This is a genomic window from Flavobacterium buctense, from assembly GCF_014486695.1.
GTDB classification, from domain to species: domain Bacteria; phylum Bacteroidota; class Bacteroidia; order Flavobacteriales; family Flavobacteriaceae; genus Flavobacterium; species Flavobacterium buctense.
Genome location: NZ_JACTAB010000004.1, coordinates 341,153 through 356,497 on the forward strand (window position 1 = coordinate 341,153; position 15,345 = coordinate 356,497).

The 15,345-nt window shown below is 37.0% G+C and carries 14 protein-coding genes; 10 read left to right on the forward strand and 4 right to left on the reverse strand.

What is annotated here, in order from left to right:
* A complete protein-coding gene (locus ICG50_RS08965) occupies positions 1-981 on the forward strand; it encodes an MlaD family protein (RefSeq protein WP_187660565.1) in 981 nt (326 codons plus the stop codon).
* 55 nt (positions 982-1,036) lie between these two features.
* Here ICG50_RS08965 and ICG50_RS08970 read toward each other — a convergent pair whose 3' ends face one another.
* Positions 1,037-1,651, reverse strand: a complete 615-nt coding sequence (locus tag ICG50_RS08970) for a porin family protein (RefSeq protein WP_187660566.1) — start codon at positions 1,649-1,651, stop codon at positions 1,037-1,039.
* A gap of 57 nt (positions 1,652-1,708) precedes the next feature.
* The gene (locus tag ICG50_RS08975) at positions 1,709-2,830 is read right to left on the reverse strand and encodes a cysteine desulfurase family protein (protein WP_187660567.1); all 1,122 of its coding nucleotides are present in this window, start codon (positions 2,828-2,830) and stop codon (positions 1,709-1,711) included.
* A 91-nt stretch (positions 2,831-2,921) separates the two neighbouring features.
* Between ICG50_RS08975 and ICG50_RS08980 the strand changes: the two genes are divergently transcribed.
* The 7 genes from ICG50_RS08980 (at position 2,922) to ICG50_RS09010 (ending at position 9,103) form a co-directional block, all read left to right on the forward strand.
* Positions 2,922-3,899, forward strand: a complete 978-nt coding sequence (locus ICG50_RS08980) for a hypothetical protein (protein ID WP_187660568.1) — start codon at positions 2,922-2,924, stop codon at positions 3,897-3,899.
* Positions 3,900-3,958: 59 nt separating this feature from the next.
* Entirely contained in the window at positions 3,959-5,548 is a 1,590-nt protein-coding gene (gene bshC, locus ICG50_RS08985) for a bacillithiol biosynthesis cysteine-adding enzyme BshC (RefSeq protein WP_187660569.1), read from the forward strand.
* Between the two features lie 113 nt (positions 5,549-5,661).
* A complete protein-coding gene (locus ICG50_RS08990) occupies positions 5,662-6,822 on the forward strand; it encodes a T9SS type A sorting domain-containing protein (protein ID WP_187660570.1) in 1,161 nt (386 codons plus the stop codon).
* 72 nt (positions 6,823-6,894) lie between these two features.
* Positions 6,895-7,314, forward strand: coding sequence for a nucleoside-diphosphate kinase (locus ICG50_RS08995; RefSeq protein ID WP_187660571.1), 420 nt, complete (start codon positions 6,895-6,897; stop codon positions 7,312-7,314).
* A 134-nt stretch (positions 7,315-7,448) separates the two neighbouring features.
* Positions 7,449-7,919, forward strand: coding sequence for a DUF1572 family protein (locus ICG50_RS09000; protein ID WP_187660572.1), 471 nt, complete (start codon positions 7,449-7,451; stop codon positions 7,917-7,919).
* A gap of 32 nt (positions 7,920-7,951) precedes the next feature.
* A complete protein-coding gene (locus tag ICG50_RS09005) occupies positions 7,952-8,428 on the forward strand; it encodes a hypothetical protein (RefSeq protein ID WP_187660573.1) in 477 nt (158 codons plus the stop codon).
* Positions 8,429-8,467: 39 nt separating this feature from the next.
* Positions 8,468-9,103, forward strand: coding sequence for an outer membrane beta-barrel protein (locus tag ICG50_RS09010; protein ID WP_187660574.1), 636 nt, complete (start codon positions 8,468-8,470; stop codon positions 9,101-9,103).
* Between the two features lie 114 nt (positions 9,104-9,217).
* On the opposite strand, the gene ICG50_RS09015 is transcribed toward ICG50_RS09010, so the two are convergent.
* Entirely contained in the window at positions 9,218-11,845 is a 2,628-nt protein-coding gene (locus ICG50_RS09015) for a valine--tRNA ligase (RefSeq protein WP_187660575.1), read from the reverse strand.
* A 282-nt stretch (positions 11,846-12,127) separates the two neighbouring features.
* Between ICG50_RS09015 and ICG50_RS09020 the strand changes: the two genes are divergently transcribed.
* Positions 12,128-12,562, forward strand: coding sequence for a DUF1573 domain-containing protein (locus ICG50_RS09020; protein WP_187660576.1), 435 nt, complete (start codon positions 12,128-12,130; stop codon positions 12,560-12,562).
* A 34-nt stretch (positions 12,563-12,596) separates the two neighbouring features.
* Here ICG50_RS09020 and ICG50_RS09025 read toward each other — a convergent pair whose 3' ends face one another.
* Positions 12,597-13,928: an aspartyl protease family protein gene (locus tag ICG50_RS09025; RefSeq protein ID WP_187660577.1), complete on the reverse strand. Its 1,332-nt coding sequence runs from the start codon at positions 13,926-13,928 to the stop codon at positions 12,597-12,599.
* 129 nt (positions 13,929-14,057) lie between these two features.
* Here ICG50_RS09025 and ICG50_RS09030 point away from each other — a divergent pair, with 129 nt between their 5' ends.
* On the forward strand, positions 14,058-15,254 hold the full coding sequence (locus tag ICG50_RS09030; RefSeq protein WP_187660578.1) for a pyridoxal phosphate-dependent aminotransferase: 1,197 nt from the start codon (positions 14,058-14,060) through the stop codon (positions 15,252-15,254).
* The last annotated feature ends 91 nt before the right edge of the window (positions 15,255-15,345 follow it).

Below are 15,345 nucleotides of genomic sequence, written 5' to 3' on the forward strand. Positions count from 1 at the left end.
ATGGAAAAAACAGCCGCTCAAAAAATTCGCCTCGGAATATTTGTCATTATAGGACTAACCTTTTTTGTCTTAGCCATATATTTTATTGGCAACAAACAACAAATGTTTGGCAAAACCGAACACCTGAAAGCCGTTTTTAATAATGTGGCCGGTTTGCAGTTGGGCAACAATGTTCGCTTTTCCGGCATCAATGTCGGAACCGTGAGAGGCATTGAAATCATCAATGACACCACAATCAGTGTTGATATGCAAATTGATGAAGAAATTTTTTCACACATTAAAAAAGATGCGGTGGCTACCATTGGTTCCGATGGTTTAGTAGGAAGTGTGATCATCAATATCATTCCCGGAAAAGGCAATATGCCGGCAGTAAAACCGGGAGACGCCATTCAATCCCAAAACCGAGTGCGAACCGACGATATGCTAACTACTTTAAATGTTACGAATCAGAATGCGGCCCAACTCACCATAGATTTACTCAAAATCACTAATGAAATTAATCAAGGAAAAGGCACTATTGGCATTTTACTTCGAGACACCGTGATGGCCAAAGATTTAAAAGCCACCATTCACAACCTGAGAGTTACGAGTGAAAAAACAAGTCAAACTATGGACAATTTGAACAAACAAATTGCCGCCTTAGATAACAAAGACAATGTAATAGGCGTTTTGAAAGATACGGTAGTTGGTAATAAAATCAGGAAAGTGGTAACCAATTTGGATGCTTCCAGTCAGGAAATTAATAAAGTTGTCAGCAATCTTAATGCTACGATTTTAAATATCAAAGAAGGAAAAGGCGCCATAAATTATTTGTCAAACGACCCTAAACTGGTTAAAAAAATCGATTCGACTATGACCAATATTAATGAAGCCAGTAAAAAACTCAATGAAAATTTGGAAGCCTTAAAAAGCAACTTCTTGTTCAAAGGCTATTTCAAAAAGCAAGAGAAAGCCAAGAAAAAAGTAGAAGCCAAAAAATAACCTTTTAAAAATGGTCAAAAAAAAATCTGCTTTACAGCAGATTTTTTCTTTTAAATTATTTCAATAAAAAGTTTAAACCAACATTAATACTTGAACGACTGTTGGTTACCGCAGAATAATCGTTTTGTTTGAAAATATCTACTAAACCGCCTTGTCCTTCATACTCGAAAAATAATTTTAACTTGTCATTGAGCGGTATTTTTACGCCAATTCCCAAAGCCAAACCAAAATCAGTTCCATTAAAACTATCAGTAACATCGGTTCCGAATCTGGTTTCTTCTGCATTTAACAAAAACCCAACATAAGGTCCAAATTCCAAAAACCAATTTCTTTTATTACCGAAATGCCAGCTGGCCATCACCGGAACAGTTAAATAATCTAAATTAAAATCGGTTATAGTAGATCCGAATTCATCTTCAATAAAACCGTTGTCCCAACCTTTACGGTCGTAAATTAATTTCGTTTTAACACTCCAGCTATTTGAAAAATAATAATCCATTGAACCCCCAAGATTAAAACCGCTACCGGTATCTGATGAATCATAAGAATCAGAAACAGAGGAATTATTATACCCAATATTTACACCAAATTCAACATCCCCTTTTTTCTGAGCAAAAACTGAGGTTGACAATCCTAATAAAACCATGATGGTAAATACACAATTCTTCATAATTAGATTTTTTATATAGTTAAAAATACAGCATCCGGCATCAATTATAATGCCATCTTAAATTTCTTTTAAAGTAGTAATCAAATAATCAATTTCATTTTTAGTATTGTAATGACTGAACGAAATCCGCAAGCTCGGTCTTTTTAAATCGTCCTCTGAAAGCATTTCTGCCAATACATGCGAAGGTTTAACACTGCCACTTTGACAAGCACTACCACGTGAAACGGCTATCCCTTTCATATCAAGATTGAACAAAATCATCACTGTTTTCTCGGGTGAAAAAGGCAACACTACATTGAGTATGTTGTAAAAAGTATTGGTACCGTTTTGTTTCACCGATGGAAAAGCTTTCTTCAATTCCGCTAAACAATAGTTTTTAAGCGCAATTATATTCTTTCTTTCAGAATTCAAATGATCATAAGCCAACTGCAACGCTTTAGCCATTCCGGCAATTTGATGCACAGCTTCGGTTCCGGCACGCCAACCTTTTTCTTGTTCTCCTCCAAAAAATAGAGGTTGCAAAACTAAATTCTTTCGAACAAAAGCAAAACCTATGCCTTTCGGTCCGTGAAATTTGTGGGCACTGGCTACGATAAAATCAACTGGTAATTGCTGTAAATTCAATTCGGTTTTACCAACAGACTGAACGGTGTCACAATGAAAAAGCGCTTTATTTTGGTGGCACATCACTCCTATTTTTTCCATATCGTGCACTACACCGGTTTCATTATTAACATGCATCAAGGAAACTATAGTCTTTAGTTCCAAAGACAATAAATCATTTAATTCAGCATAATCCAAACTCCCATCAGAAAGCACCTTTACATAAGAAACTTCAATCCCAAATTCTTCTTGCAACGCTTGTACTGTATACAAAGTAGCATGGTGCTCTACTTTGGAAGTGATGATTCTTTTAATGCCAAAATCTCGCACGGCACTTCTCAAAATCCAATTGGTAGCTTCAGTTGCAGTAGAAGTAAAAATGATTTCCTGAGCATTGCAATGCAAATACCTGGCAATGGTTTTTCGGGAAGTTTCAATGATGGCTTTGGCGCTTCTACCAATACTGTGTGTAGAAGACGGATTCCCAAAATCAGATTGCATCACCGTAACCATTTCATCAATAACTTCTTGACGAATAGGTGTTGTAGCGGCATTATCGAGATAAACTTTTTGCATGGTACAAATATAAAACGACTATCCTAATTAAATGATAAAAGATAAATTTAATAGTATAAAAAACTTATTTTTGCTAAAAATTTCTATACCAATGAAACGAATTTTAGGGTTATTAGCCATAATTTTATTAATCAGTGCTTGTGATGATGGTGAGTTAACCGTTGACACTATTGATTTTGAAGATGTACCGGTACAAAAGTGTCCTCAAAAAGAGATTCTATACAAAATAAGCGACTCAAAAATGTTGATTTTAGCCATTCCATTGGACAATTTTGAAGAGGATGAAACTCCGGAAAACAATCCTACCGAAGTCAATATTAGCGGAGACATTCAAGTGATCTACAGACAATACAGCGCTGCACCAACTTCAGCCAATATTTGTGATTTGGTTACTTCTGCAACACCCAATTTAACTGAAGAATGGATTGCCACTTCGGGAACGATTCAAATTACTTCAACTGCGATTAAATCAGTCAACACTACTACCGGAATTACCCAAATTACTGGCTACAGACACTACATTGTATTCCAAGACATCACCTTTTTAAGACCGGATGGTTCAACACAAGCCTATTTAGGCGAAGATACTTTTGTCTTTGGTAATTACAACGCTACGGTAAGTCCGCTCGCTTTCGGATTTGATGAGGAAGCTAACAAAAGCACTTGTGACAATGACAACCGAATTTTTAATTTCAACAGTAGTGAAGCCTTTATTTTAGATTTAGCCGACTATGCCAATTTGTTCCAAAGTGCCGAAACTACTACACCAAGAACAGCCTACATAAGCGCTACCAATAAAGTAAACTACCGCTTGTATTCGGGAACTGTAAACAATACTTATTTTTGTACTACACCGGTTCCGGCTACACCAACGCTTACAGACCAAAACTGGTTTGCCAATGATGGCGTAGAAGCTGATGGAACAGGAATTATTGAGGTGACTACAACCAACTCATCACCGGGATTTTTTCTACATACCATTCGTTTGAAAAAAGTGACGATGACCAAAGGAAACAGCGATTTTTATTTGGGTGACGATTATTTATACGGATCGATTATCACTCCTTAATTGAAAGTTAAAACCACTTTTAGTGCGTTAGATTTTCTTATTTTTATAAAAAAATAAACATGCCAAACGACTGTATCAGCTATCAAGAATCAGGTTATTTTACTAAACTAATGATGGATTATTTAGTAGAAAAGCCAGAGCTGAAAGCTTTATACAATCGATTCCCGAAACTTGAAAATTTTGGGCCTCAAATCGAGGAAAAGGCGAAAAATTATCCCGTTGAATATCGAAAAACTTTAGTGACTGCGCTAAATAATCAATACAATGGTTTTAAAGCTTCTAAAGCAACCCAAACTAATATTGCGCTTCTATCTGACTCTAAAACCTTTACAATAACAACCGGTCATCAGTTAAACTTATTCACCGGTCCGTTGTATTTTTTATATAAAATTGTGTCGGTTATCAATCTTTGCAAGGAATTAAAACAAGCTTATCCGGAACATCATTTTGTGCCGATTTATTGGATGGCCACGGAAGATCACGATTTTGAAGAAATCAATTTCTTTCATTTCAAGAATACCAAAATCAAATGGGACCGAGAAAGTCATGGCCCTGTGGGTCGTTTGTCAACAGCAGGCTTAGAGAAAGTTTTTGAGGTTTTTGCCAAAGAATTAGGCTTAGGCGAAAATGCCCAGTACTTAAAAGACCTATTCGACAACAGTTATTTGAAACATGCAAATTTAGCCGATGCTACCCGATATTTAGCCAACGAATTATTTGGAGATTCCGGGTTGTTGATTCTCGATGGTGATGATGTTTCACTAAAGCAATTATTTATTCCTTTTATCAAAGAAGAATTACTCCATCAAACTTCATTCAACAACGTAACAAAAACGAATGCCCTATTAAAAGAATACACCATTCAAGTAAATCCAAGAGAAATCAATCTTTTTTATCTTGAAGATACTATTCGAGAGCGTATTGTTTTTGAGGACAATCAATTTAAAGTCAACAACACCCATCTGGTTTTCTCGGAAGAAGAAATTCTAGAGCTTTTAAAAACAAATCCCGAGCAATTCAGTCCAAATGTAATTCTGCGTCCGCTTTACCAAGAAGTGATTTTACCCAATCTTTGTTACATTGGCGGTGGTGGCGAAGTTGCTTATTGGTTGCAATTGAAAGCAAATTTTGAAGCTAATAACATCACTTTTCCAATCTTGTTGGTACGAAATTCTGTTTTGTTAACCACCGAAAAACAAGTACAAAAAGCAGACAAACTCAATCTTTCTTGGGCAGATTTATTCAGCAATCAGCAAACTTTATTTGATAAAAAAACCCAAGAGTTTTCGAAATTCAATCTCGACTTTTCGGCGCAAAAAGAACATTTGAAAAAACAATTCGAAGCCTTAAACCAATTAGCAAGTCAAACAGACAAGTCGTTTTCAGGTGCTGTCAAGGCACAAGAAGTGAAACAAATTAAGGGCTTAGAGAATTTAGAAAAGCGGTTGCTCAAAGCGGAGAAAAAAATCCATTCTGAAAAATTAGAGCGCATTATTCAATTGCAAAACGAATTATTTCCCAATCAGTCTCTACAAGAGAGAAAAAACAATTTCGGGGAATTCTATCACGAAGCCGGTAATACTTTGAAAACCAAACTATTCGAAAAATTACATCCGTTAGAAGCTAAGTTTACGATTATCACGATTTAAAACCAACAAGTTTTCAACACGAAAACGTTTTCGAATCAATTGACTTGAAAACGTTTAAAAAACATTCCCTACTTTTAGAAATAATATATTGATTAATTCTGAAATTATTAGTTATGAAAAGAAAACTACTTAGCTTACTTCTTTCGTTTTTTGCTTTTAATGCAGTTGCACAAACCATTTCCATAGTAGGAACCGGTGTCAACGGTTGGCCACCTACTAACGGTCCGGAAATTACACTTTCGACTACAGACAACATCACTTATACCATTTCCAACTTGGTGCTCACTACCGGAGTGGTTAAATTCAGACAAGATTATGGTTGGACAACCAATTGGGGAGGCAGTACTTTTCCTAACGGACAAGGCACGCAAAACGGTCCGGATATTCCTACAGTTGCCGGCACTTATGATGTGACTCTAAACAGAATCAACGGAACTTACACTTTTATAGGAACAGCTGCATTCCCAAGTATAGGTATTTGGGGTCCGGCAGTAGATTCTCAAAATGGTTTTAATGGTCCCGATGTTGATATGTTGACCAATGACGGGATTACTTACACCCTTTCAGGATTCAATTTTAGTAGCGGTAATGCCTATTTCAGACAAGACAACGCTTCTAATTTTGTATGGGGAAGCACTGCCTTTCCAACCGGAACAGCCGTTTTAAATGGCCCATCGATTCCGGTAAACGGTGGTGAGTTTTTTGTAACCTTTAATAAAAATACCGGTGCTTACAGTTTTTCATTTCCGAGTATTGGAATTTTAGGCACTGCTTTGAATGGTTTTGAGGTAGCCGATACGGATTTGACTACCACTGACGGATTGGGTTATACTATTTCCAATTTAACTTTGACGGATGGTGTGGTTAAATTTAGAAAAGACAACAGTTGGACAACCAATTGGGGTGCACTTGATTTTCCCATCGGAACCGGTACACAAAATGGTCCTGACATTCCGGTGACCGGCGGAACTTATACTATTTCCTTTGAACGAACTTCGGGGAATTACACGTTTACCAATACTTTATCAAGTGCTCAAAATAATTTAATGCAATTGAAAGTATATCCAAACCCAACCAACGTTGATTGGATCCTATCCCATTCGGAGATGATAGACAGCCTTCAACTTTTTGACATTAGCGGTAAAGAACTTTTGACAATACAACCCAAGGCGAATGAATATGTACTTTTAGGAAGTGGACTGTCAAATGGGGTCTATTTTGTCAGAATACAATCAGGATTGGATTTCACTTGGCGAAAAATTATCAAAAATTGATAAACGTTGTATTTTTTATAATGATTTAAAAACGTTACTTTTGCACCCGAATTTAAAATCATTTATATCAAAATGGCAACAAACAGAACTTTTACCATGATTAAACCGGATGCTGTTGAAAACGGACACATCGGTGGAATATTAAATATGATTACTGAAGGTGGTTTCAGAATTGTAGCATTGAAATTAACACAATTAACAGTAGCTGATGCTCAAAAATTCTACGCTGTTCACTCGGCTAGACCTTTTTTCGGTGAGTTAGTTGAATTCATGACACGCGGACCAATCGTAGCGGCCATCTTAGAAAAAGACAATGCAGTAGAAGCTTTCAGAACTTTAATCGGGGCAACAAACCCTGCTGATGCCGCTGAAGGAACCATCCGTAAAAAATATGCTACTTCTATCGGAGAAAATGCAGTTCACGGTTCAGACTCTGATGAAAATGCAGCTATTGAAGGTGCTTTTCACTTTGCCGGAAGAGAGCAGTTTTAGTTTTCAGTCTCAGTCACAGTTGGCAGAAATCGACTGTATAAAATATAAAATCCCGTTTCAAATGAAGCGGGATTTTTTTATTTAATGGAATAAAAAATCTATTAACTTTGAACTAAAGCAATAAATTCAAATCTATGAAGTCAACTTTAGAGATAGCCAATCGATTCAAAGAGGTCATATTCAATGGAACTTGGATTGCTAACACTAATTTTAAAGATCAATTGTCTGAAACCCATTGGGAATTAGCCACTACCAAAGTCGGTGAATTAAATACGATAGCCATTTTAGCACAGCACATTCACTATTATATCAACGGAATAAAAAATGTTTTTAAAGGAGGAACGCTAGATATCAGAGACCAATACAGTTTTGACTTTGCTCCTATTGATTCTCAAAACCAATGGGAAGATTTCTTAATGCGATTTTGGAATGATGCTGCAGAATTCGCTTCGCTGATTGAACAAATGCCCGAAGAAAAATTAAGTCAAGTATTTGTAAACGAAAAATACGGAACACATCAAAGAAACATTGATGCCATGATTGAGCATGCTTATTATCATTTAGGCCAAATAGTTTTGATAAAAAAATTAGTAACAAAAGTCTAAAATAACTTATTTTTACAGAGAAAACTTTCAGTATGAGAAACATAAAACTGAATTTCCTTTTGCTTTTACTCACTGTTCTAACGCTATCTTGTTCTAAAGAAGATAACAATGATGTTTGTTTGGAAACCAATGTGTCCATGGTAATCAATGGAGAATTGCAAACATTTCAAACTACCGGACGTGGCATTGATCTTAATCAGGATGGTGGTTATACCTTGCGGATTTGGTTGTCTAGAGGAAGTAGTAACCCTTCATTGGAACAATCTATTCTCATCGTTCTTCCTTACCAAAAAAGAGGTGATAACGTTTTAGATAACTTTATGTACAATCAATACTCAATCGGGACAACGTTTAATGGAGATTTTTCCAATGGCACTATCGAAAGCAAAGTAATAACCAACTCCAATACGTGTTTCTATGCCACTTTTTCCGGCACCTTTAATGATGGCAACCAAGAATTTGTGATTACCGATGGAAAGCTAAGCTATCAATATGAAACACCTTTTTAAAACCAAAATTTTCAAACCATACTATATATTTAAATCACTATGAAAAAACAAGTATTTGCCACATTAGTCCTCTTATTCCTTTCGGGTTCAGTCATGGCGCAAGAAACAACCACCAAAAAAGACAGTAAATTTGAACTTGTAGTCAACGGTAAATTGGGTTTTGCCCAATTAAAACAATCCGGAAACATCACTTTAAATGGTAATCTAACCGGTAGTGATGTTTTGTTGGCCTATAAAATCAGTCCGAAATGGGAATTGGCTGGCGGTATTGGCTTTTATGAATTCAACACCAATGCTACTTCTTTCGGAAACAGCTATAGTCTAAAAAATTCTTATTTGCGCATACCAGTACAATTTAATGGTGATTACAGTATATTTAATGATGAAAAAAGCGGAAATGAAAAAATATTCTTCACCATCGGCTTAGGATTGTATGCTAATTCGTTATTAAAACAAGAATTCGAAGCGATAAACGGAAGCACCGAGGTAAAGAATTTTGGTTGGAATATTGGTTTCTCAAGTCAGGTTGGAGCAAAGTTTATTATAAACGAAAACATTAATTTAGCCCTAGGCATAGAAAGTCAAAGCGATATAACCAAATCCCAAAAAGACGATAATGACCAAAAATTAGAACAATTTAACGGGATGTATTTTAGAATAGGATTTAAGATTTAATACTTATACTTTCCAAACGAAAAAAATCTTGTTTTAACACTTATCAGTTTAAGCAAGTCTCAACTTAACTGCCGAATAACCAAAAAAAAAATCCCGATTTCTCGGGATTTTCTATTACTGCAAACTGGCTAAACTCTGCTCTATCGTGGCAATCTTCGCCAAAGCATCAGCTTCTTTCTTGCGTTCGTTATCAATTACTTGAGGCGGTGCACCGGAAACGAATTTCTCGTTTGCCAACTTGCCTTGCACACTGCGCAAGAAACCTTGGGTGTATTTCAACTCTTCGGTTAGCTTGGCAATTTCGGCTTCAATGTCGATATTTCCGGAAACCGGGATAAAATATTCGTTTGATTTTACACGATAAGTAAGCGCACCATCAATTTTTTCGGTGATGTATTCTAAAGAAGTGATATTCCCTAATTTGGTTATCACACTGTCAAAATAAGTAGATGCTTTTTCGTTATTCACCACTTTCAAATCGACTGCATCTTTCATCGCAATGTTTTTGTCTTTACGAATGGTTCTCACGCCGGCAATCACTTCGGCAGCGAAATCAAAATCGGCAATTAGTTTTTCGTTAAACGAAGTTACTTTCGGATATTCAGCAATAATCAAAGCTTGTTCCGGAGTTCTTTCGGCTATGTATTGCCAGATTTCCTCGGTTAAGAAAGGCATGAATGGATGCAACAATTTCAAGTTGGCTTCCAACATTTCTATGGCTTTGTCAAAGGTCGCACGGTCGATTGGTTGTTGGTATGCCGGCTTAATCATTTCTAAGAACCAAGAACAGAAATCGTCCCAAACCAATTTGTAAATGCTCATCAAAGCATCAGACAAACGGTATTTTTCAAAATGGTCTTCAATTTCTACTAAGGTTTGCTGCAACTTGGCTTCATACCATTCGATAGCCACTTTTGAACTATCCGGTTGGGCAATATCGGTCACTTCCCAACCTTTAATTAGGCGGAAGGCATTCCATATTTTGTTCCCAAAAGCTTTACCGTTGTTGCACAATTCTTCGTCGAACATAATGTCATTTCCGGCAGAAGCGCTCAACAGCAATCCTACTCTAACCCCATCGGCACCGAATTTTTCAATCAGTTCCAAAGGTTCAGGCGAATTCCCTAATGACTTCGACATTTTACGGCGTTGCTTGTCGCGAACCAATCCGGTCAAATAAACATTCGTAAATGGTTTTTGTCCGGTATATTCATAACCCGCGATAATCATACGCGCTACCCAGAAAAACAAAATATCCGGTCCGGTTACCAAATCGTTGGTTGGATAATAGTATTTAAAATCTTCATTTTCAGGTTCCATGATACCACCAAAAACGGCAATTGGCCACAACCATGAGGAAAACCAAGTGTCTAGAGCGTCAGCGTCTTGTATAAGGTTGTCGGTTGTCAGTTGTCGGTTGCCGGTTTTTTCCTGTGCTAATTTTAAAGCATCCTCAATATTTTCACCTACCACAAAATCTTCTTTTCCGTCTCCGTAATAGTAAGCCGGAATTTGTTGTCCCCACCACAATTGGCGCGAAATGTTCCAGTCGCGTATGTTTTCTAACCAATGACGGTAAGTATTGTTGAAACGCGCCGGATACAATTTTACTTCTTCTGTTTCTAAAACCGCTTTAATGGCCGGTTTTACCAAATCTTCCATGCGCAGGAACCATTGGTCAGACAAACGCGGCTCGATAACGGCTTTGGTTCTTTCTGACGTTCCTACTTTGTTGAGGTGGTTTTCGGTTTTGGCTAGCGAGCCTATTTTTTCCAACTCCACTGCGATTTCTTCACGTACTACAAAACGGTCTTTGCCTTGGTAATGCAAACCATAACTGTTCAACGTTGCGTCTTCGTTAAAGATATCGATGATTTCAAGATTGTGTTTTTCACCTAAAGCTTTGTCATTGATATCATGCGCCGGTGTAACTTTTAAACAACCGGTTCCGAATTCCATATCCACATACTCGTCGAAAATGATTGGAATGACGCGGTTACAAATAGGCACAATGGCATTTTTTCCTTTCAAATGGGTATAACGTTCATCATCGGGATGGATACAAATGGCGGTATCGCCTAAAATCGTTTCCGGACGCGTGGTGGCAATGGTTACGAATTCATTGGAACCTTCAACAGCGTATTTTAAATGGTATAATTTGCCTTGTCTTTCTTCGTAGATTACTTCTTCATCAGAGAGTGTAGTCTTAGCTTCCGGATCCCAATTAACCATGCGGTAACCTCGGTAGATTTGGCCTTTATTGTATAAATCTACGAACGAACGAATTACAGACGCCGACATATCCGGGTCCATCGTGAATTTCGTTCTGTCCCAATCACAAGAACAACCTAATTGCTTCAATTGCTCGAGAATTGTTCCGCCATACTTTTCGGTCCAATCCCATGCGTGTTTTAGGAATTCCTCACGGGTTAAATCGTTTTTGTTGATGCCTTCGCTTTTCAACTTCGCCACAACTTTTGCTTCGGTTGCAATTGATGCGTGGTCGGTTCCCGGAACCCAACAAGCATTGAAGCCTTTCAAACGCGCACGACGGATTAAAACATCTTGAATTGTGTTGTTCAACATGTGTCCCATGTGCAATACACCAGTCACGTTTGGTGGTGGAATCGTTATCGTATAAGGAGTTCTATGGTCGGGTTTGGAATGAAAATAGTTGTTTTTCATCCAGTAGTCGTACCACTTTTTTTCTACTTCTTTGGCGTTGAATTGAGCTGGAATCATATATAGATTGTTAGACTTCTTAGATTGTTAGACTTTTCAGATTACAAAAGGACAATACATTTACCTTTCTAGCCCCGATTGAAGAAGTTACCATGTAACTCGTAAAGCGGGAATAAGGATGGCTGAAACTCACTGACCACTCGCTCCTGAACTTAATGGCACACCTTTTGTAAACTGAACTGCAAAAGTAATTAATAAAGACTTTAGAAAAAATTAAGAGTTAAATTTTTGTGTATTAATTTAAACGGAGTATTTTTACTAACCAAATAATAAATTTCACCTATGAAAAAATATATACTTATCGCGACCATTTTTGTAAATGCTGTAGTTTTTGCCCAAGCGGGTCCGAAAATTGAGTTTAAGGACAAAGACAATACGATAGATTACGGAAAAGTAACTAAAGAAGAGGATAATGGAGTAAGGGTTTTTGAATTTACCAATACTGGAACTGCGCCACTGATAATTAACAATGTGCAGTCGAGTTGCGGTTGTACTGTTCCTTCTAAACCTACCGAGCCGATTGCACCGGGAAAAACCGGAAAGATTGAGGTGAAATACAATATGAATCCCGGACCTATTAGAAAAACCATTACGGTAGAAACTAATGCCATCAATGCCGAAGAAGGTCGAGTGGTACTAAAAATTAAAGGAGAAGTAATTGTAAAACCGGCTGAGAATCTCTTAGAAAAGAAGACTAAAAGTCCGATGATGCAATAAAAAAAAACTCTTGTTTCTAAAACAAGAGTTTTTTTTATATGATACTTTTAAGTTGAAACTTGTATTTGTATTGTTTACCGTCTCGCTCGACCACTAGTTCGATGGTTCTGCCTTCTTCAGATTTGAGCAATCCGTTGATTTTTTCTATGGTTAAATCGTGTGTGCTTCTGCCTTCAATTTTTAGTAATCTGTCATTTTTTCTGAGACCGGCCAACGCAGCTGGAGAATCCTTTCTAACACTGTTAATGGTAAAAACAGGTTTTAAAGCAAACTTAACTTTGAGGTTGTCTTGCACATGAGATTCATCTAATTTCAAGGTATAACCGCTGGTATTTTTATTGTTCGCCGGTTCCATTTCTTTTACCCATTCTAGACCGTCATGTTGTACTTCAATACCACTCATATTAAAATTAAAGGGTACACTTACCTTATCATTTGGTAGGGTATATATTTTTTGGCGAGGATAGTCAAAAAATACAGAGAATCGGGAAAAGACTTCTCCACCTAGAGAACCCAATCTATTGGAAACAAAATTCACACTTCTAATGGAAGTTGAATCCGGAAATGTAGTAATCGGATTTTTAAACGTAGTACTGCCAAATTTAAAACTTTCAATTCGACCTCTTAACCCGTAAACATTGCCGCTAAATCCACGACCGAGGTAATCAGAAATGTGTTTTTTGGGCAGCTTTATTTCATCAGACTTATCTAAAAACAACCAAATAGCATCACTATTTCCTGTATCAAGCAACAATTTTGCCGGAAGTGTATTGCCATCGGTGGTTACATTGGAAACATAATAAGGCTTGCTTTCTTCAATGGTAATGGTTTCTTCTTTATAACGTCTCTCCAACTTTTTGTTCACTTTTTTGTTGGTTTCATTGTACACTATAACTTTATTTCTTTGGTAATCAATTTCGATTAAATGATTTTTAAAAAAATGATACCCGATAATGCCATTGACCGGTATGCCGACTTGTGAGGAAAAATTAAATTCTTGATCTAAGACTAAATAAATTTCGTGATCATTATCAACAAAGCCTTTCACCTCTAACTTATTCTTAGAGGACATATAAGCATCAATGGCTTCGTTACTGCCAAGACCTTTAAGTTTAATGCTCTCCAAATTAAAAAACTTGACCTGTTCCTTATCATCTAAACTAAAAAGTAAGGTTTTTTCAACGCCGGTGTCTAAAAGAAAAGTCAGCTTTTCACCATTGACATTGATGGGAATAAAAATCAAATTATTGATTAATTTAAACGGAATTGAAATGCTGCTTTTATTTTTTTCAAATTTAAATTTTGACTGACTGGAAGTGGAGAACACAGTAAAAAGAAATACATAAAACGTAAAAACGAATCTCATTGGCTGGTATTTTCGTTAAATTTAATAAAAAAGAAGCGGCAAAAAATAATTTTTAACAATTTTTAAAGTCCTAAAGGAATTGTTTTCAAACTAAAAAAATTGCAAATTTGCACCACTAAAGTAAACAACATGCCAAAGATATCATTGAAAGGCCAGCAAATGCCTGAATCGCCCATCAGAAAATTGGTTCCGTATTCCGAAATTGCTAAAAAGAAAGGGCACAAAGTATACCATTTAAACATTGGTCAACCCGATATTAAAACCCCCGATGTTGCCCTTAATGCTGTAAAAAACGCAGACATCAAAGTATTAGAATACAGTCATTCTGCTGGATTTGAAAGTTACAGAACCAAATTGTCGGCTTACTACAAATCTCACGGATTGCCAATTGATGTGGCCGATATTATCATTACTACCGGTGGTTCAGAAGCATTGCTGTTTGCCATGGGAAGCACAATGGATTCCGGAGATGAAATCATCATTCCGGAACCTTTTTACGCCAATTATAATGGTTTTTCAACGGCTTCAGGAGTAACCGTTGTTCCGGTTATTTCAACTATAGACGAAGGATTTGCTTTGCCGCCCATCGCTGCTTTTGAAAAATTAATTACCCCAAAAACCAAAGCCATTCTGATTTGCAATCCCGGTAACCCAACCGGTTATTTATATTCCAAAGAAGAAATCATGCAATTGGCTGAAATCGTAAAAAAACACGATTTGTTCTTAATTGCCGACGAAGTATATCGCGAATTCATTTATGATAAAAACGACCAACATTTCTCGGTTATGAACGTTCCCGGATTAGAAGAACATGCTATTATGATTGATTCGGTTTCAAAAAGATACAGCATGTGTGGCGCTAGGATTGGTTGCATCGTTTCCAAAAACAAAGAGGTTATGTCTACAGCCATGAAATTTGCCCAAGCCCGATTGAGCCCGCCAACTTATGCTCAAATAGCCAGCGAAGCTGCTTTAGAAACGCCACAAAGCTATTTTGACGACGTGATTTCTGAATACAAGGACAGAAGAGATACGCTAATCGCAGAACTCCAAAAAATCGAAGGCGTAAAAGTTGCCACGCCCAAAGGGGCTTTCTATTGTATCGCCAAATTGCCGGTAAAAAATGCAGACGATTTTGCCCAGTGGCTTTTAGAATCTTATGACAACAATGGAGAAACGGTAATGGTCGCTCCCGCAGCTGGTTTTTACTCAACCCCAAATGTGGGTTTAGACGAAGTGAGAATTGCTTACGTTCTTAAAAAAGACGATTTAATTCGCTCAGTAGCCATTCTGAAAGAAGCGCTGAAAGTTTACTACCAGAAGTAAAATAACCTCAATAAAAATAAAAACTCCGCTAGTCTAAGTGGAGTTTTTATTGTTTTCAGGAGCACAACTATCCTGCTTTCTTATACTCCTG